This is a genomic window from Micromonospora sp. WMMD980, from assembly GCF_029626035.1.
Lineage (GTDB): Bacteria > Actinomycetota > Actinomycetes > Mycobacteriales > Micromonosporaceae > Micromonospora.
Map to the genome: position 1 here is coordinate 5,931,251 of NZ_JARUBE010000003.1, position 18,489 is coordinate 5,949,739.

At 73.1% G+C, this 18,489-nt stretch carries 15 protein-coding genes and 2 pseudogenes; 11 read left to right on the top strand and 6 right to left on the bottom strand.

Features of this window, described 5'->3' with window-relative positions; all coding sequences use genetic code 11:
• The first annotated feature begins 94 nt into the window (after positions 1–94).
• Complete coding sequence (locus O7618_RS27995; RefSeq protein ID WP_278109130.1) at positions 95–1,348, top strand: PQQ-binding-like beta-propeller repeat protein; 1,254 nt, start codon at positions 95–97, stop codon at positions 1,346–1,348.
• Between the two features lie 88 nt (positions 1,349–1,436).
• On the opposite strand, the gene hisC is transcribed toward O7618_RS27995, so the two are convergent.
• The 4 genes from hisC to hppD are packed head-to-tail and all read right to left on the bottom strand — an operon-like array spanning position 1,437 to position 5,460.
• Entirely contained in the window at positions 1,437–2,540 is a 1,104-nt protein-coding gene (hisC, locus tag O7618_RS28000) for a histidinol-phosphate transaminase (protein ID WP_278109131.1), read from the bottom strand.
• A complete protein-coding gene (locus tag O7618_RS28005) occupies positions 2,537–3,538 on the bottom strand; it encodes an RDD family protein (RefSeq protein ID WP_278109132.1) in 1,002 nt (333 codons plus the stop codon). Before O7618_RS28005 ends, hisC begins: the two co-directional genes overlap by 4 nt.
• Positions 3,539–3,560: 22 nt before the next feature.
• A complete protein-coding gene (locus O7618_RS28010) occupies positions 3,561–4,244 on the bottom strand; it encodes an RDD family protein (RefSeq protein ID WP_278109133.1) in 684 nt (227 codons plus the stop codon).
• Positions 4,245–4,254: 10 nt separating this feature from the next.
• On the bottom strand, positions 4,255–5,460 hold the full coding sequence (hppD, locus tag O7618_RS28015) for a 4-hydroxyphenylpyruvate dioxygenase (protein WP_278109134.1): 1,206 nt from the start codon (positions 5,458–5,460) through the stop codon (positions 4,255–4,257).
• Positions 5,461–5,598: 138 nt separating this feature from the next.
• On the opposite strand from hppD, the gene O7618_RS28020 reads away from it, so the two are divergent.
• The 5 genes from O7618_RS28020 (at position 5,599) to O7618_RS28040 (ending at position 14,020) form a co-directional block, all read left to right on the top strand.
• Positions 5,599–6,087, top strand: a complete 489-nt coding sequence (locus tag O7618_RS28020) for an Lrp/AsnC ligand binding domain-containing protein (RefSeq protein ID WP_278109135.1) — start codon at positions 5,599–5,601, stop codon at positions 6,085–6,087.
• 171 nt (positions 6,088–6,258) lie between these two features.
• Positions 6,259–7,641 (top strand): PQQ-binding-like beta-propeller repeat protein, encoded by a 1,383-nt coding sequence (locus tag O7618_RS28025; RefSeq protein ID WP_278110180.1) that lies wholly within the window; start codon positions 6,259–6,261, stop codon positions 7,639–7,641.
• Positions 7,642–7,717: 76 nt separating this feature from the next.
• The gene (locus O7618_RS28030; RefSeq protein ID WP_278109136.1) at positions 7,718–9,385 is read left to right on the top strand and encodes a fumarate hydratase; all 1,668 of its coding nucleotides are present in this window, start codon (positions 7,718–7,720) and stop codon (positions 9,383–9,385) included.
• 199 nt (positions 9,386–9,584) lie between these two features.
• A complete protein-coding gene (locus O7618_RS28035) occupies positions 9,585–12,566 on the top strand; it encodes an AfsR/SARP family transcriptional regulator (protein ID WP_278109137.1) in 2,982 nt (993 codons plus the stop codon).
• Between the two features lie 44 nt (positions 12,567–12,610).
• Entirely contained in the window at positions 12,611–14,020 is a 1,410-nt protein-coding gene (locus O7618_RS28040; protein WP_278109138.1) for a class II fumarate hydratase, read from the top strand.
• 1 nt (position 14,021) lies between these two features.
• Here the strand turns inward: O7618_RS28040 and O7618_RS28045 are convergent, their stop codons facing one another.
• On the bottom strand, positions 14,022–14,285 hold the full coding sequence (locus O7618_RS28045; RefSeq protein WP_278109139.1) for a hypothetical protein: 264 nt from the start codon (positions 14,283–14,285) through the stop codon (positions 14,022–14,024).
• A 257-nt stretch (positions 14,286–14,542) separates the two neighbouring features.
• Here O7618_RS28045 and O7618_RS28050 point away from each other — a divergent pair, with 257 nt between their 5' ends.
• From O7618_RS28050 to O7618_RS28060, 3 genes and pseudogenes are all read left to right on the top strand, one after another.
• Positions 14,543–15,355: a helix-turn-helix transcriptional regulator gene (locus tag O7618_RS28050; protein ID WP_278110181.1), complete on the top strand. Its 813-nt coding sequence runs from the start codon at positions 14,543–14,545 to the stop codon at positions 15,353–15,355.
• On the top strand, positions 15,346–15,531 hold the full coding sequence (locus O7618_RS28055; protein WP_278109140.1) for a DUF397 domain-containing protein: 186 nt from the start codon (positions 15,346–15,348) through the stop codon (positions 15,529–15,531). The genes O7618_RS28050 and O7618_RS28055 overlap by 10 nt, the downstream gene beginning before the upstream one ends.
• 41 nt (positions 15,532–15,572) lie before the next feature.
• Positions 15,573–16,168 (top strand): annotated as a pseudogene (locus tag O7618_RS28060) (GNAT family N-acetyltransferase).
• On the opposite strand, the gene O7618_RS28065 reads toward O7618_RS28060, so the two are convergent.
• Positions 16,135–16,680, bottom strand: coding sequence for a CGNR zinc finger domain-containing protein (locus O7618_RS28065; protein WP_278109141.1), 546 nt, complete (start codon positions 16,678–16,680; stop codon positions 16,135–16,137). The pseudogene O7618_RS28060 and the gene O7618_RS28065 sit on opposite strands and share 34 nt — an antisense overlap.
• 72 nt (positions 16,681–16,752) lie before the next feature.
• Here O7618_RS28065 and O7618_RS28070 point away from each other — a divergent pair, with 72 nt between their 5' ends.
• Both O7618_RS28070 and O7618_RS28075 read left to right on the top strand, forming a co-directional pair.
• A complete protein-coding gene (locus O7618_RS28070; RefSeq protein ID WP_278109142.1) occupies positions 16,753–17,715 on the top strand; it encodes an EamA family transporter in 963 nt (320 codons plus the stop codon).
• Positions 17,712–18,409, top strand: a pseudogene (locus O7618_RS28075) (HAD family hydrolase). The gene O7618_RS28070 and the pseudogene O7618_RS28075 overlap by 4 nt, the downstream one beginning before the upstream one ends.
• Positions 18,410–18,489 lie beyond the last annotated feature (80 nt).

The window sequence follows — 18,489 nt, forward strand, 5'->3', positions numbered from 1 at the left end:
CAGAGCTTCCGGGAGCCGCCGGCCCGCGGCGGTGAGCGGGCGATCGGCTCGCGCTCCGGCCGGGGCCGGTAGGGTGCCGGGGCGGAGGTGGCGGATGGCGAAGGCCGGCAGGCGGCGGGCCGTGGTGGCGATGGCGGCGGTGCTGGCCGTCGCGGCGTCGGTCGCCGTGGTCGCCCGGGTGTTGGCCCCGGCCGAGGTCGAAACCGTGGCCCGCGAGCCCTACCCGGCGGCGCCCGCGCCGACCGCCGGGGTGATCGGGCGGCTGCCGGTGGCGCCGCTCGTCGTGGACAACCGGCTCCGCGTCTACGCCGGCGCCCGCCAGGTGTACGCGGACCAGCCGGTCACCGGCCGGCACCGGGTCACCCCGTTCTGGTCCTACCGCCGCTGGCCGGCGAAGCTGGTCGGGGTGCTCGCCGAGGGCACCACCGTGGTCAGCCGCTGGTCCGACGGGAAACTGGTGGCGCTGGACGCGCGTACCGGACGGGTGTCCTGGCGCGCCGACGGGCCGCCGCCGGGCTCGGTGCCGAAGCCCCGCCGCACGTTCGCCGCCACGGTCTGGGACCCGGCCGGCCTGCACCTCGCGCGCACCGCCGAGGGTCTCGACGTGCTGCTCGCCGCCGGTCCGGGAGCGGTCGGCGGATACGCCCTGGCCGACGGTCGGCGGCTCTGGCGCGCCGACGTCGAGCGGGACTGCCGGGTCGACGTGGGCAGCACCGCGAGCGGTGAGATGGTCGGGGTGGACACCTGCGCGGGGCCGCCCTCGGTCGAGTTGCGGGACGCGGGGACCGGCGTGGTCCGCACCCGCTGGCGGCCACCGGACGCGCCCGGGCACCTCGTGGTCACTGCGGTCGGCTGCCGCGACGGGCACTCCGGCTGCCGCGGCCTGCGTACCGCCGGGCCGGACGGGGCGAACGGCCGCGGCTGGCTGGTGACCGATCCGGGCGAGCCGACGGCCGCGCCCGGCCTGGACGCAGCGGACGCGGTGCTGGACGGCGAGCGGGTGGTGGAAACCTCCGGCGGTGTGGTGACCGCGCGGTCCGCGCGCACCGGCGAGGAACTGTGGCGGCGGGCGGACATCCACCCGGCGCGGGTGCTCGCCACCGAACCGGGCCGGGTGCACCTGCTGACCGACCGGCGTGAGTTGGTCACGATCGACCCGCTCACCGGCGCGACCCGGTCCGAGTTCGTGTTCACCGCCGGGCGGGACGGGATCGGCTGGCAGCCGGGCCGGGCGTACGCGGTGGGCGGCTACGTCGCGGTGGAGCGCGCCCGGGAGGACGCCACCCCGGACGACGACGACCAGGGCTGGTTCCTGATGGCCGAGCCGGTCCTGCTCGCCGCCACCTGAGCAGCCGGCCGGCGCCGGCCGGTGTCGTTCTGTCGTTCGGTGAGAAGGGGCCCCTTCTCGACGCCAGGCGTTAAGAAGGGGCCCCTCCTTACGCCAGGGCGGCTTCGGCTGCGGCGAGGAACGCGTCGTTCTCGGCCGGGGTGCCGATGGTGACCCGGACGCCGTCGCCCGGGAACGGCCGCACGATCACGCCGCGCGCCTCGCACGCCTTGCCGAACGCCACCGCCCGCTCGCCCAGCGGCAGCCAGACGAAGTTGGCCTGGCTCTCCGGCACGTCCGGCACGAACTTGCGCAGCGCCTCGGTGACCCGGTCCCGCTCGGCCACCACGAGCGCACAGCGCCGCTCCACCTCGTCGGCCTGGGCCAGCGCGGCCAGCGCGCCGGCCTGGGCGGCCGTGCTGGTGGAGAACGGGGTGACCACCTTGCGCACCGCGGCGGCCACCGCCGGCGCGGCGACCAGCCAGCCGATCCGCAGACCGGCCAGGCCCCACGCCTTGGAGAGCGTGCGCAGCACCGCCACGTTCGGCCGGTCCAGGTAGCCGAGGCCGTCGGGCACCTCGGCGTCGGTGACGAACTCCCGGTAGGCCTCGTCGATCACCACGAGCACGTCGTCCGGCATCGCGTCGAGGAAGCGGTCCAGATCGGCCCTGCGCACCGCCGTGCCGGTCGGGTTGTTCGGGTTGCAGACCAGGACCATCCGGGTCCGGTCGGTCACCGCCGCGGCCATCGCGTCGAGGTCGTGCCCGTGGCCGGCGTCGTTGGGCACCCGCACGCTCGTCGCGCCGCTGGTCGCCGCGATGATCGGGTACGCCTCGAAGGAGCGCCACGAATAGATCAGCTCGTCGCCGGGCAGGCAGGTGGCCCGCACCAGGTGCTCGGCCAGCGCCACCGAGCCGCAGCCGGTGGCGATCCGGTCGGCGTCCACGCCGTAGCGTTCGGCGAGGGCCTCGCGCAGCGCCACCACGCCCATGTCGGGGTAGCGGTGCGAACCGGCGACCGCCTCGGCGACCGCCTCCACCACGCCCGGCAGCGGGCCGTACGGCACCTCGTTGCTGGCCAGCTTGATCGCCTCGGGCAGGCCCAGCTCGCGGGCCAGGTCGGCCGGGCTGCGGCCGGGCACGTAGTTGGGCAGCGCGTCCAGGTCGGCGCGGGTGAGCCGCAGCGGAGGCCGGTGACGTCCGGTGTCGGTCATGGGGTGTCTCCCGGGGGGTCGGCGCGGTCGTGCGGGGTGGTGCGGGGGTCGGGGCGGGTGCGGGGGAGCTGGACCACGACGGTCTGCGCCCGCTTGTCGTGCAGCGCCTGGCGCAGCGGCTGGTCGAACAGCGGCGAGACGGCGTCGACGAACTGGAGCACCAGCCCCAGCCCGCAGCAGTACCAGAGCAGCGTGGGCATGCCGAGCGTGCTCCAGCGCCGGAAGGCCCGGCCGAAGCCGAGCGGTTGGTTCGCCTCGACCGGCAGCGCGCGGATGCCGGCCATCCGCTTGCCGAAGGTCTGCCCGCGCGCCGCCATCGACGGCACCTCGTAGGCGAACCAGAGCGCGGTGGCGATCAGCAGGATGACGACCTGCAATCCGCCGGCCTGGTCGTCGATCTGGGGCAGCCCCTCGGTGGAGGTGTCACCGTTCACCGCCCGGCGCATCGTCTCCCGTAGGTAGGGCGAGATCGCCTCGAAGTAGCGCCAGACGAACCACCCGTTGACCAGGGCGTTGAGGAGGAACACCACGCCCAGGTCGATCAGGCGGGCGACCAGCCGCGCGCCGTACGAGGCGAGCGGCAGCCCGTGCGGGCGCGGGATCGGCGGTCGGCCCGGCCACTGCGGGTACGGCCAGCCCGGCGGCGGCCCGTGCTGGCCCTGCTGCCCCGGCTGACCGGGCTGCCCCGGCCACGATCCGGCCTGGCCCGGCTGGTCCGGCCACGATCCGGCCTGGCCCGGCCACGGCCCGGCCTGGTCCGGCCGCCCGGGTGCGCCGGACGTCGAGACCGGCTCGGGCGAGCCGGCCGCGCCCGAGGTCGGCCGGTCGTCGGTCGCACCGGGGGCCGGCGTGGTGGCCGGCTCGGGCTCGGCCGGCGGCGGACCGTCGGGCGGGGTGACGTCGACCGGAATCGGCGCGCCGATCCACCCCTCCCCGTCCCACCAGCGGCGGGTCTCCGGCTCGGCGGGGTCGACGTACCAGCCGGGTTCCAGACTCACGGTCGTGCCTCGCTGCGCTCGCTCACGGTCCAACCTTAACGACGACCGTGTTCGCGAACTTGTCGTGGAGGCACTGCTGCCAGGGCTTGTCCCAGAGCTGCCAGAAGCCGTCGAGGTAGCTGAGGAACGGCACCAGCGACCCGGCGACGAACTCGACGAGGTAGCGCTTGCCGAGCATGCCCCGGGTCAGCGTGGCGCCGGGCCGCGCCGGCACGATCCGTAGCTTCATCACCTTCTTGCCCAGCGTCTGCCCGCTCCGGCGGGCGTACTCCACGTGGTAGAGCCAGTAGAAGACCAGCACCACCAGGAAGAGTCCCAGCTCGGCGGCGAGGAGCGGAAGGAAGATCTCCGTCCAGACCGTGGCCGGATCGGGCCCCTCCGGGCCGGCGGCGCTCAGGTCGTCGACCACCCGGAAGACGATCCACAGGAAGACCGGCAGGAACAGCACCATGGCCACCGCCGAGGCCACCGCGGTGTCGATCAGCCAGGCCAGCAGCCGGTCGCCGAAGCTGGCCAGCGGCCGTCCGTCCGGCGCGACCGGGGGCGGGGCGAGCGGCGGGTACGGCGCGTACCCGGGCGGGGGCGGCGGGTAGCCGGGCACGCCCGCGTACGTCGGCGGGGTGCGCTGCGTGGGCGGCGCGAAGCCGCCGCCCACGGGCGGGGGCCCGGCAGGCGGCGGCGTCGGGTTCGGGGGAGGCTGGGTCACGCGGACAGTGTCACAGATTGCCGCGCTTCTCCTGCTCCCGCTCGATCGCCTCGAACAGGGCCTTGAAGTTGCCCTTGCCGAAGCCGAGGGAGCCGTGCCGCTCGATCAGCTCGAAGAAGACGGTCGGGCGGTCCTGCACCGGCTTGGTGAAGATCTGGAGCAGGTAGCCGTCCTCGTCCCGGTCGACCAGGATCTTGCGGGACTGAAGCTCCTCGATCGGCACCCGCACGTTGCCGATGCGGGCGCGCAGCTCCGGGTCCTGGTAGTAGGAGTCCGGGGTGTCGAGGAACTCGACGCCGGCCGCCCGCATGGCGTCGACGCTGGCCAGGATGTCGTTGGTGGCCACCGCGACGTGCTGGGCGCCGGGGCCCCGGTAGAACTCCAGGTATTCGTCGATCTGCGACTTCTTGCGGGCCACCGCCGGCTCGTTGAGCGGGAACTTCACCTTCCGGGTGCCGCTGGCGACCACCTTGCTCATCAGCGCGGAGTAGTCGGTCGCGATGTCGTCGCCGACGAACTCGGCCATGTTGGTGAAGCCCATGACCCGCTTGTAGAACTCGACCCACTCGTCCATCCGGCCCAGCTCCACGTTGCCGACCACGTGGTCGACGGCCTGGAAGAAGCGCTTCGGCTGGAGGCCGGCGTCGATCATCGGCTGCCGGTCCACGATCGGGCCCCGGGCGACGAAGCCGGGCAGGAACACGCCGGTGTAGCGGGACCGGTCGACGAGCGTGTGCCGGGTGTCCCCGTACGCGGCGATGGACGCCATCCGGACCGTGCCGTGCTCGTCGCTGACGTCGTGCGGCTCGACCAGGCCGGTCGCGCCCTGCGCGGTGGCGTGCGCGTACGCGGCGTCCACGTCCGGCACCTCCAGCGCGATGTCGGAGATGCCGTCGCTGTGCTTGGCCACGTGCTCCGCGCCGTCGGCGTCCGGGCGGACCACGCCGGTCAGCACGAACCGGGCCGAGCCGCTGGTCAGCACGTACTGCGCGTGGTCCCGGTAGCCCTGCTCCGGGCCCCGGTAGGCCACGCAGGTCATGCCGTAGGCGGTGGAGTAGTAGTGCGCCGCCTGCTTGGCGTTGCCGACCAGGAAGTGCAGGTGGTCGAGGCCCTTGACCGGGAAGGGGTCCCGGCTGATGTCGTGGTCGACGACGCCGACGAGAACGTCGGCGTCGGCCTCGTCGGTGGACTGGGGTCGGTCGATCGCCTGGGTCATGGTGGCCTCCCTCGCGTACCGGCCGGCCTCGTGGGCCGCCGTGGATGTGCTTCCGGCGAGCATCTCCGGACCGCCTCGGGTTGGGCAATAGTTGGCGAAATTCCTGGTCAGGTTGCGCATTCGGTACGGTGGATCACCATGAACACTGGTCAGGATGCACAGCTGGACGAGCTGGACGCCCGCTTGATCGAACTCCTCGCCGAGGAACCCCGAATCGGCGTGCTGGAGTGTTCGCGGCGGCTCGGGGTGGCCCGGGGCACGGTCCAGGCGCGGCTCGACAAGCTCGTCGGGCGCGGCGTGGTGGGCGGGTTCGGGCCGCAGATCTCCCCGGCCGCGATCGGCTTCGGGGTGACCAGCTTCGTCACCCTGGAGATCAGCCAGCGACACGGCCACGACCAGGTGACCGCGCACCTGGCCGCCATCCCGGAGGTGCTGGAGGCGCACACCATCACCGGCTCCAGCGACCTGCTCTGCCGCATCGTGGCCCGCTCGAACACCGACCTCCAGCGCGTCATCGACCAGATCGTCGCCTCGGAGGGCATCCGGCGCGCCTCGACCATCATCGCGCTGGCGGAGCAGATCCCCTACCGCACGTCGCCGCTGGTCCGCTCCGCGGCCCAGCGGTAAGGAGGGGCCCCCGCTTAACGCATTCGGCAGAGCAGGGGCCCCCTCTTAACATTCGAGCCCGGGCAAGAAGGGGCGCGACACGCCCCGCGTGGAGCCCGAGGGAACGGTGATCGTCGCTACCGTGTCGGTGTGAAGGGCCTAGGCGTACGCGGCTGGTTGCTGCTCGGGCTCATCACCGTGGTCGTGCTCGCCGCCACCGGCGTGTGGAATCCGTTCCCCCGCCTGTGGGACTGGGTCGACCGGAGCGAGCCGATCTCCGAGCCGGACGTGGCCTGGCAGCAGCGCGTCGGCGGCACCCCGCGCAGCGTCACGATCGCCGGCGACACCGTGATCGTCGAGCAGCGCACCCGGATCGAGTCGCGCAAGCTCGCCGACGGCAGCCAGCTCTGGGAACGCAAGGCCGACTGGTCGGCGGTGGCCGGCAGCGGCCGGGAGTCGGTCGTCGCCGTGGGCAAGCTGCTGGACAAGGGGTACGAGGTGCTCGACCCGGCGTCCGGCGTCACCCGTCGGCGCGACGATCGCGCGATAGCCGTCTGGACCTACCGCAACCTGCTGCTCGACGCCTACTGCGTGCAGCCCACCGACTGCACGTTGCGGGCCTGGGAGCCGCGTGGCACCACCCCGTTGTGGAGCGCGTTCCTGCCCGGCGTACACAGCGGCGTGCTGGCCGACAACCCGGAGCTGCTCGGCACCCGGCGGCTGGGCGCGACCCGGATCGACGGCGGGGTGGCCGGGCCGGAGTCGGTCCCGCCGCTGCTCGGCTTCCCGGTCGACGGCCGGGTGCACGTGGTGGACACCGCGACCGGTCGGGTGTTGCAGAACGTCCAGCCCGGGCGGGACGAGCGGCTCGCGGTGGTCGGCGGCCGGCTGCTCCGGATCGCGGCCACCTCCCGCGACGGGAGCTGCTACTTCGTCATCATCGCCGTCGACCCGGCCACCGGGCAGCAGGTGTGGCGCCGGGCCGGGATCAACCTGCGCACCGCGGACTCCGCCGGCTGCGTGCAGCGGGAGGACCCGCAGGGCGCCCGGAACGTCCTCATCGGGGTGGCCCCGGACGGCCGTGAGGCGGTCCTCGACGGCTACGACGGCCGGCTGCTCCAGGTCGGCGCGGACGGGGAGAAGCTGCTCGCGGTCGACGACCGCTACGCGGTGGTGCGCAGCGCCGACAAGGACTCGCTGTTCGGCCGCGAGCTGTCCGCCGACCGGACCCGGTGGACCCGCCCGGCCGGCGGCAAGACCGGCGCGGCGCTCACCCCGTACGCGGCGGTGATCACCGAGGAGAAGCCGTCCCGGCTGGTCGCGGTCGAGCCGCGCGGCGGCCGGGTGCTGGTCGAGCTGCGCACCGCGGCGAACGCGCTCGCGGTCGGCCCGAACGGCATGATCATCGGCGAGGGTCGGGAGATCGGGTACGTCCGCTGGGGCGCCGCCGACGCCGGCGTGCCCCCGCCGGACCAGGGCGCGGTGCCGGTGCCCGATCCGGCCGACACCTGGCGTCCCCCGAGCGACCAGGGCAGTTGCGGGCCGAAGAAGGAGCTCTGCGCCGACGGGAAGTGACGCCCGGTGAGATCGGCGTCCCACGACCCACCGGCGGGTGTCACCGATCGACCGCTCTGCCCTAGGCTTTTCGGTCATGAGCAGTGCCGCCGCCTTCTCGTACGCACCCCTGCTGCCGACCGGTCCCGACCAGACGGAATACCGCCTGGTCACCGACGAGGGCGTGGACGTCGTCAACGGCCCGGGTGACCGCCGGTTCCTCACCGTGGAGCCGGCCGCGCTGACCGCGTTGACCGCCGAGGCCATGCACGACATCGCCCACTTCCTGCGCCCGGCGCACCTGGCCCAGCTCCGGTCGATCATCGACGACCCGGCGGCCTCGCCGAACGACCGGTTCGTCGCGCTCGACCTGCTGCGCAACGCCAACATCGCGGCCGGTGGGGTGCTGCCGATGTGTCAGGACACCGGCACCGCGATCGTGATGGGCAAGCGTGGCCGGCACGTGCTCACCGACGGCACCGACGCCGAGGCGATCTCGCGCGGCGTCTACCAGGCATACACCCGGCTCAACCTGCGCTACTCGCAGCTCGCGCCGTTGACCATGTGGGACGAGCGCAACACCGGCAGCAACCTGCCGGCGCAGGTGGAGCTCTACGCCGAGGATCCGGACGGCCACCCCGACGCCTACAAGTTCCTGTTCATGGCCAAGGGCGGGGGCTCGGCCAACAAGTCCTACCTCTACCAGGAGACCAAGGCGCTGTTGAATCCGACACGGATGATGCAGTTCCTGGAGGAGAAGCTGCGGTTGATCGGCACCGCCGCCTGCCCGCCCTACCACCTGGCGATCGTCATCGGCGGCACCTCCGCGGAGTACGCGTTGAAGACCGCCAAGTACGCCTCGGCGAAATATCTGGACGCGTTGCCGACGCAGGGCTCGATGAGCGCGCACGGCTTCCGTGACCTGGAGTTGGAGGCCGAGGTGCTGGAGTTGACCCGCAACTTCGGCATCGGGGCGCAGTTCGGCGGCCGCTACTTCTGCCACGACGTGCGGGTGGTCCGGCTGCCCCGGCACGGCGCCTCCTGCCCGGTGGCGATCGCGGTGTCCTGCTCGGCCGACCGGCAGGCGGTCGCCAAGATCACCCCGTCGGGCGTCTGGCTGGAGCGACTCGAGACCGACCCGGCGCGGTTCCTGCCCGATGTCACCGACGAGACGCTGGACACCGAGGAGGTGGTCCGCGTCGACCTGAACCGGCCGATGGCCGAGATCCGCGCCGAGCTGTCGAAATACCCGGTGAAGACGCGCCTGTCGTTGACCGGTCCGCTGGTCGTGGCGCGCGACATCGCGCACGCGAAGATCGCCGAGCGGCTGGACGCCGGTGAGCCGATGCCGCAATACCTGCGCGACCACGCGGTCTACTACGCCGGCCCGGCCAAGACCCCCGAGGGTTACGCGTCCGGGTCGTTCGGCCCCACCACGGCCGGTCGGATGGACGCCTACGTGGAGAAGTTCCAGGCCGCCGGCGGCTCGATGGTGATGCTGGCCAAGGGCAACCGGTCCACCCAGGTCACCCGTTCCTGCGGCGCCCACGGCGGGTTCTACCTCGGCTCGATCGGCGGCCCGGCCGCGCGGCTCGCCCAGGACTGCATCAAGCACGTCGAGGTGCTCGAATATCCCGAGCTGGGGATGGAGGCGGTCTGGAAGATCGAGGTGGAGGACTTCCCGGCCTTCATCGTGGTCGACGACAAGGGCAACGACTTCTTCGCCGAGGTCACCAAGCCGGTGCTCACGGTCGGCCGCCGCTGAGCGACATCGGTGCGCTCGCCCGGCCTCGCGGCCCGACGAGCGCACCGCCCCCGTCGGATGCCGTCACCGACGGCAACCCGGGACGAGTGTGGACGCCGCCGCTCTCGATCGTCTATCAGATCTCTATCACCACCGCGCGGCGTTCGGTGACCGCCGCGTTACGCTCCAGGAAGTGCACAAAGGGCGTACGGGGGCGCGCATGCGGTTCGGGATCCTGGGACCACTGCGGGTGGGCGGCGGCGAAGCCACCGTCACCGCAGGTCGGGACCGGACCGTGCTCGCCCTGTTGCTGCTGCGCGCCGGCCGGGTGGTGCCGTTCGACGAGCTGATCGACGCGGTCTGGGAGGAACGCCCGCCGGCCACGGCCCGGGCCCAGTTGCACATCTGCGTCTCGCGGTTGCGGCACCGGTTCGTGGTGCTGGGGCTGCCCGCCGAGACCATCGTCACCGATCCGGCCGGCTACGGCATCCGGGTCGAGCCGGACGACCTGGACGCCGAGGTGTTCGCCCGGACCGTGGAGGCCGCCCGCGCGCAGGTGGTCGCCGGCCAGGTGGGCGAGGCGTGCCAGCGCTACCGGTCCGCGCTGGCGCTCTGGCGCGGTCCCGCGCTCGCCGGCATCCCCGCCCGGAGTGTGCGGCGGCGGGCGCAGACCCTCGACGAGCAACGGCTCGCGGTGCTGGAGGAGTGCGTCGACGTCGAGCTGCGGCTGCGCCGGGCGGCCGAACTGATCGACGAGCTCACCGACGCCGTCGAACGCAACCCGCTGCGCGAACGGCTGCGGGGGCAGTTGATGCTGGCCCTGTCCGCGGTCGGCCGCCAGGCCGACGCGCTCGCCGTCTACCGCGAGGGCCGGCGCATCTACGCCGACGAGTTGGGCATCGAACCGGGTACGGCGTTGCAGGAGCTGCACCAGCGGGTGCTCGCCGGTGACCTGGCGCTGGGCGGGACGGAGAGCCGGGCCACCGGCCCGGTGCGGGCGCTGCCCCGGGCGATCAGCGACTTCACCGGGCGGCAGCAGACCGTGGCACGGCTGGTCAAGGAGATCGAGCAGGACGGGGTCCGGGTCCAGTTGGTCGACGGCATGGCGGGCAGCGGCAAGACCACGCTCGCCGTCCAGGTGGCGACCGCCCTGAGTGACCGGTTCCCGGACGCGCAGCTCTTCGTCGACCTGCACGGGCACAGCGAGCGCAGCCCGCTGACCACCGCCGCGGCGGCGGCGACCCTGCTGCGGCAGCTCGGCGTGCCGGCCGAACGGGTGCCGGTGGACCCCGCCGACCGGTTGGCGATGTGGCGCTCCGAGCTGGCCGAGCGGCGGGCGGTCGTGGTGTTGGACAACGCGGCGGACGCGGCTCAGGTCGCGCCGCTGCTGCCGAACGGCCCGGACTGCCTGGTGCTGATCACCAGCCGCCGGCGCCTGATCGGTCTGGACGAGGGTCGGCCGTCGTCGCTGCCGCTGCTCGACCTGGACGAGGCGGTCGAGTTGCTGGCCCGGGTGGCCGGCGGGGAGCGGATCACGGCCGAGCCGGCGGCGGCCGCGGAGGTGGCCCGCCGGTGTGGCCTTCTCCCGCTCGCGTTGCGGCTGGCCGGGGCGCGGCTGGCGCACCGACCGCGGTGGCGGGTGGCCGACCTGGCCGAGCGGCTGAGCAGCGCGGCAGACCCGCTGGCCGAGCTGGCCGCCGGGGAACGGTCGGTGGCCCAGGCGTTCGCCCTGTCGTACGAGCAGGTGTCGCCGGCCGCCCAGCGGGTTTTCGCGTTGCTCGGCCTGCACCCGGGGGCCCGTGCCGACAACCGCGTCGCGGCGGTGCTCGCCGATCTCCCGCTCGCCGACGCGCAGGACGCGCTCGACGAGCTTGTCGACGCGCACCTGGTCGAGGAGGTGGAACCGGGTCGTTACGGCCTGCACGACCTGATCCGGGAGTACGCCCGTACCCTCGGCGCGGAGCGCGAGACGGCCGCGGGGCGGCAGGCGGCGCTGGCCCGGCTCCTCGACCATCACCTCCAGGTCGCCGCGACCATCGCGTTGTCGCTGGAACTCGCCGTGCCGCGCGATCTGTTCGCGCTGGCGGACCCACTGCGGCCCGACCTGGTGGCGGCCACGGTCGGGCTGGGCCGCACCTGGATCGAGGAGAACCGGGCGACGCTGGCCGCGCTGGTGCGGTTGGCCGAGGCGGAGGGCTTCCTGCAGCAGAGCTGGCAGCTCGCCCGCGCCGGGTGGGCGGTCAACTTCGACGGCGGTCACCTGGACGACCTGATCGAGACGCACCGGGTCGGCCTGCGGGCCGCCGAGCGGCTGGGTGACGACAAGGCCGTGGCGACCATGCACAACTATCTCGCCTCGGCCAACTACCGGCGGGCGCGCTTCGCCGAGGCGATCCGGCAGATGGAGGTGGCGGTCGGGATCTACCGGCGGCTCGGCCTGACGGGGGAGCTGCGGGGCGCGGTGGCCAACCTCGGCACGGCGTACGCGGTGGGTCTGCAGTTCCGGCGGGCGATCGAGACGTTCGAGGCGTCCCGGGAGTTCTTCCGGGAGTCGGACGGCCCGGCGCCCCTGGCCAATCTGCTCAACAATCTCTCGCTCACCCTGCTGTGGAGCGGGCGCACCGACGAGGCCGTCCGGATGTGCCGCCACCACCTGGGCGTCGCCCGGCAGAGCGGCGACCTGCGCCAGATCGGAAACGCCATCGGCCATCTCGGCATGGCCCGGCGCCAGCGCGGGGAACGGGAGCCGGCGCGGCGGCTGCTGCGGGCCGGGCTGACCGTGAAGCGCCGGACCGGCAACCGGTTCGGCGAGGGTGAGCTGCTCAACGAGCTGGGCGTGATCGAGCGCGAGGAGGGCCGGCCCGACCTGGCCGCGGCCCTGCACCGGCAGGCGCTGGTCGCCATCAACGACGCCGGTGACCTGGTCGGGCAGTGCGCCTCCCGGAACCTGCTCGCCCGGGCGATCCTCGACCAGGGCGACGAGGCGAGCGCGCTGGACCTGCACCGCCGGGTGCTCACCGACGCGACCCGGCTCGGCGCCCGCTACGAGCAGGCCCGGGCGCTGGACGGCATGGCCCGCTGCCTGCGGTGGACGGACCCGGAGCAGGCGCACCGGTACGCCAGCCGGGCGCTGGCGCTGTTCGTCCAGATCGAGTCGCCGGACCGGCGGGCCACCGCGGAGTTGCTGACCGAGCTGGGCTGAGACCGGCGCGCGTTCCGCTGCACGTCGGCGGGCGGCGCGGCAGGATGGGATGCGTGACGACTCCAGAGGCGACCGGCTACCGGATCGAACGCGACTCGATGGGCGAGGTGGAGGTGCCCGCCGAGGCGCTGTGGCGGGCGCAGACGCAGCGCGCGGTGCAGAACTTCCCGATCTCCGGGCGCGGGCTCGAACCGGCCCAGATCAAGGCGCTGGCGCAGATCAAGGGTGCGGCGGCTGAGGTCAACGGCGAGCTGGGGGTGATCGACGCGGACGTGGCCGAGGCGATCACGACGGCCGCGGCGCACGTCGTCGCCGGCGGCTACGACGACCAGTTCCCGGTGGACGTGTTCCAGACCGGGTCCGGCACGTCGTCCAACATGAACACCAACGAGGTGATCGCCTCGCTGGCGAGCCGTGAGCTGGGCCGGGACGTCCACCCCAACGACCACGTCAACGCGTCGCAGTCCAGCAACGACGTGTTCCCCACCTCGATCCACCTGGCCGCCACCCAGTTCGTGGTGGAGGATCTGCTGCCCTCGTTGACGCAGCTCGCCATGGCGTTGGAGGCGAAGGCAGCCGAGTTCGAGACCGTGGTCAAGTCTGGCCGGACGCACCTGATGGACGCCACCCCGGTGACGCTGGGGCAGGAGTTCGGCGGCTACGCCGCGCAGGTCCGCTACGGCGTGGAGCGGCTGGAGATGGCGTTGCCCCGGCTGGCCGAGCTGCCGCTGGGCGGCACCGCGGTGGGCACCGGTATCAACACACCGCTCGGCTTCGCGGGCAAGGTGATCGGGCGACTGCGCGACTCGACCGGCCTGCCGTTGTCCGAGGCGCGTAACCACTTCGAGGCGCAGGGCGCGCGGGACGCGCTGGTGGAGACGTCGGGTCAGCTCCGCACCGTCGCGGTCGGCCTCTACAAGATCGCCAACGACGTACGCTGGATGGGGTCCGGCCCTCGTGCGGGCCTGCGCGAGCTGCGCATCCCCGATCTCCAGCCGGGTTCGTCGATCATGCCCGGCAAGGTCAACCCGGTGGTGGCCGAGGCGATGCGCCAGGTCTGCGCCCAGGTGATCGGCAACGACGCGGCGGTGGCCTTCGCCGGCTCGCAGGGCGACTTCGAGCTGAACGTGATGCTCCCGGTCATGGGCCGCAACCTGCTGGAGTCGATCAAGCTGATCGCCGCGTCCAGCCGGCTCTTCGCCGAACGCCTGGTGGCCGGCCTGGTCGCGGACGCCGAGGTCTGCCTGGCGTACGCGGAGGGCTCGCCGTCGATCGTCACCCCGCTCAACCGCCACCTCGGCTACGACGAGGCCGCCTCGATCGCCAAGGAGGCGCTGGCCAAGCAGGTGTCCATCCGCGAGGTGGTGATCTCCCGTGGCCACGTCGACTCGGGCAAGCTCACCGAGACCCAGTTGGACGAGGCGTTGGACCTGCTGCGGATGACGCACCCCTGAGTCAGGGCGTCGCCCGCCGCCGGGCCCAGCCGAGGAAGCGGTCGAACAGGGCGGCCGGGTCGAGCCGGTGGTCGGGGTGGAGGCGGTGCAGGTCGGCGGTCGCCTCGTGGAGCACGCCGCAGAGGTAGACGCTCAGCCCGACGGGGTCGGTGGCGTACTCACCGACCAGGGTGAGGCGTGCCTGCGGGCACGGCCAAGGGGTGCCGCAGGTTCGGCAGAGCCAGAGCGGGCGTAACGCCAGGTGCGGCCGGTCGGGTGGGGGCATGCCAGTCCCTTTCGAGCTGAGTCGTTGGTGATGTCGCCGCCCCGGCGGGTGTGGGACCGCCCGGCCGGGGGAGCGGGCGGTCCCACCGCGACACCGTGCCCGGGGATCGGAGCACCGGACGTCGCGCTTCACAGTCTGCTGACGACGCGACTACGCTCGGAAGGCTTTGCGCGCGCTGCGCGAGGCACGCTGCGGTGCGCCGCCCGGTCGGTGGCGCACCGTCGGAGTTGACCGACCCGGCGTTGGAGGGCGACTGGATGGCGGACGGGCAGATGACGGCGGCGGCGTTCCTGGTCGCCGAGCTGCGCCGAGCCCGGGTTCGACGCGGCTTGAGCCAGGAGGAGCTGGCCCGGGCGGTCAACTATTCGGCGTCGATGGTGAGTGCGGTGGAGCTGGGTCACCAGCCGCCGACCGCGAAGTACGTGGAGCTGGTCGATGAGGCCCTCGACACCGGCGGTCTCTTCGGCCGCATGCTCACCGAGCTGGTCAGCCTGGACCGCGCCCAGCCCTGGTTACGCGGATGGCGGGCGATCCTGGCGCAGTCATGGGCCATGCGGTGGTTCGAGCCGCTGCACGTTCCGGGTCTGCTCCAGACCGAGGCTTATGCCCGGGCGGTGTTCGAGTCCGATCCCTTGCTCGATCCGGATGAGGTGGAGCGCCGGCTCAGCGACCGGATGGACAGTCAGAAGGTGCTCTACGCCGAACGTCCACTCCGACTCGTGGCCGTGGTGGATGAAGCCGCGCTGCATCGACGGGTGGGCGGGCGAACGGTGATGTCCGACCAGGCGCTGCACCTTGCCCGTATGACATCCGAGCACCCGCACGTCCGAGTGCAGGTTGTACCCAGTGCCGCAGAGGAGTACCCGGGTCTGAACGGCCCCTTCATCCTTGCCAGCATCGTGGACGGCAACGAACTGGCGTTTCTCGGAGGCCAGGTCGGCGGGCAGGAGCTGGATCGACCGTCCGATCTGATCCGATTGCAGCGGACCTGGGAGGCTACCCTCGCCGTGGCGCTGCCACCACCGGAGTCGCTGGAACGGTTGAGGGGATTGGCGGAGTCATGGAGTTGATTGGTGCTCGCTGGCGCAAGAGTCGCCGGAGTGGTTCCAATGATCAGTGTGTCGAGGTCGCCGTGAACCTGCCGGGCGTGGTCGGGGTGCGGGACAGCAAGGACCCGGCCGGACCGGTGCTCACCTTCGACGCGTACCCCTGGCGGGTTTTCGTCGCCGCGCCACCGCGGCGGTAAATGCCTCGCTCGGGCGCCGGGGACGGCGGGATGATCCGACCGTGGCTGACGACGACGGGGTGTTGCTGGAGACCGCGCGGCTGACGCTGCGCCGGTTCACCGCCGACGACGTGGACCTGTTGGGCGAGCTGGACGCCGACCCGGAGGTGATGCGGTTCCTCACCAACGGCGCGGCGACGCCGGTCGAGACGATCCGGGGCGAGATGCTGCCCCGGCTGCTCGCGCGGTACGACCGCCATCCCGGTCTCGGCTGCTGGGCCACGCTCGACCGGTTCACCGGGGAGTTCCTCGGTTGGCATGCGCTCGACCCGTCCGAGGACGGCGCCGAGGGGGAGTTGGGCTACCGGCTGCGTCGCGCGGCCTGGGGGCACGGGCTGGCCACCGAGGGGCGCGGGCGCTGGTGCGGCACGCGTTCGACACGGTCGGGGTGCGGCGGGTGTGGGCGCAGACGATGGCGGTGAACGACAGGTCCCGCGCGGTGCTGGCCCGGGCCGGGTTGCGCTACGTCCGCACGTTCCACCTGACGTTCGACGACCCGATCCCGGGTACGGAGCACGGCGAGGTGGAGTACGAGCTGGCCCGGTCGGACTGGCCGGGGGTGCGTCAGGAGTGGGACGCGGCCCTGCGTGCCCGGTAGGCGCTGACCGCGGCCCGGTTGCCGCAGCCACCGTCACAGAACCGGCGGGACCGGTTCTTCGACAGGTCGACCAGCACGTCGTCGCAGTCCGGGTGGTCGCAGTGGCGCAGCCGGGTCAGCTCGCCGGACCGGACCAGGTCGGCCACGGCCATCGCGGCCTCGACCGCCATCCGGGCGGCCAGCGGCGCGTCGCGGGGCACGGCGTGCAGATGGTACGGCTCGTCGTCGTGCCGGATGAGCTGCGGCAGCGCGCGGGACTCGCGGAGCAGCGCGTTGACGATCTCCACCACCTCGTCGGTGCCGGCTTCCCAGATCCGGCGCAGCCGGGGTCGTAGCGCGCGGACCTGACGCAGCTCGGCGTCGGTGTGCTCGTGCCGGCCGCTCCAGCCGTAGGCGGTGAAGAACGCGTCGAGCGCGGCCACGTCGGGCAGGCCCTCCCGGCCCGGGCCGGCGGTGTTCACCAGCGCGGCGGCGGCGACCAGCCCGCACTCGGTGTCATGAGCGAAAAGCAACTTGACTCCTGTCGGACGCTGCCCCTAGCGTCATCAGCGTAACGCCTATTCACCCATGACCAGGAGTTGCCGATGCGTGAACGGTCCGGTGTCGGGCTCGGCCTGGCCCTGCTCTCCGCGCTCACGTTCGCCACCTCGGGCACGTTCGCCCGTCCGTTGATCACGGGAGAGTGGTCGGCCGTGGCGGTGGTGATCGCCCGGGTCGGCATCGCCGCCCTGGTGCTGGCCGTGCCCGCCCTGCTGGCGCTGCGCGGCCGGTGGCCGGTGCTGCGCCGCAACGCGTTCACGGTGACCCTGTTCGGGCTGCTCGGCGTGGCCATGGCCCAGGCGTGCTTCTTCAACGCCGTCCGCTACCTGCCGGTCGGCGTCGCGCTCCTGCTGGAATACCTCGGCATCGTGCTGGTCGTCGGGTGGACGTGGCTGGTCCACGGCCAGCGCCCCCGCCGGTTGACCGTGGCCGGCTCGCTCACCGCCCTGGTGGGCCTGGTGTTCGTCCTCGACCTCACCGGCGCCGGCCGCCTCGACCCGGTGGGCGTGCTCTGGGGGCTCGGCGCCGCGGTGGGGCTGGCCGGCTACTTCGTCATCGCCGGCCGCCTCGACGACGAGCTGCCGTCGGTCGTGATGGCCAGCGGCGGCATGGCCGTCGGCGCCCTGGTGCTGCTGCTGCTCGGTGCCGTCGGGGCGCTTCCGCTGGCCGCCGGCACCGCCGACGTCAGCTTCGCCGGCCACCGGGTGAGCTGGCTGGTGCCGATCGCCGGGCTGTCGCTGATCGCCGCCGTGGTCGCCTATCTGTCCGGGGTGGCCGGCACGCGGCTGCTCGGCGCCCGGCTCTCCTCGTTCGTGGGGCTGACCGAGGTGATGTTCGCGGTGCTGATCGCCTGGCTGGTGCTGAACGAGCTGCCCACCCTGGTCCAACTGGCCGGCGGGGTGCTCATCGTCGGTGGCGTCGCGCTGGTCCGGGTGGACGAGCTACGGTCCGCCCCGGCTCCGGTCGCGCCGGTCCTGGCGGAGCCGGCGCTGAGCGGCGACCGATGAGCGGCCACCGCACCGCGGTCGTCTTCGACGCCGACGAGACGCTCGTCGACCTGCGCCCGGCGGTCACCGGCGCGCTGGCGGCCGTACTCGAGGAGATGCGGCGGCGGACCCCGGTGGCGGCCGAGGTCTCGCTCGCGGACCTGGAGGGCGACTGGGGTTCGGTCTTCGGCGCGCTCAGCGCGGCCCCGGTGCAGGAGATCCGGCGGGCCGCGCTGGCCCGGTCGCTGGAGCGGGCCGGGCTCGGCGCCCACCTCGACGAGTTCGCCGCGCTCTTCTTCGCCCGCCGGTATGCCCTGAGCCGGCCGTTCCCGGACGCGTTGCCGGCCCTGGCCGCCCTGCGCCCACACCACCTGCTGGGCTTCGCCACCAACGGCAACAGCCGCGCCGAACGCTGCGGCCTCGCCGGCCAGTTCGCCTTCGCGTTGTACGCCCACGAGGGCGGCCTGCCGAAGAAGCCGGCACCCGGTTCTTCGCCGCCGTGGTGGCGGCCGCCGGGTTGCCCGCCGGCCGGATCGTGCACGTGGGCGACTCGCCGGAACACGACGTGGTCGCCGCCCAGCGAGCCGGCCTGCGGGCCGTCTGGCTCAACCGGGGCGGACTGCCGCGCCCGCCCGGCCTCGAACCCGACGCGGAGGTGTCCACGTTGACCGACCTGCCGGCTGTACTCGTCGATATGACGGACGCGAATGCCTGATTGGGTGCTATTCCGGACGGGCCCCTGGCGAAACCCGCGTCCATGTTGTGGGATGACTGCCACGTCCCTCAACGAGAGGA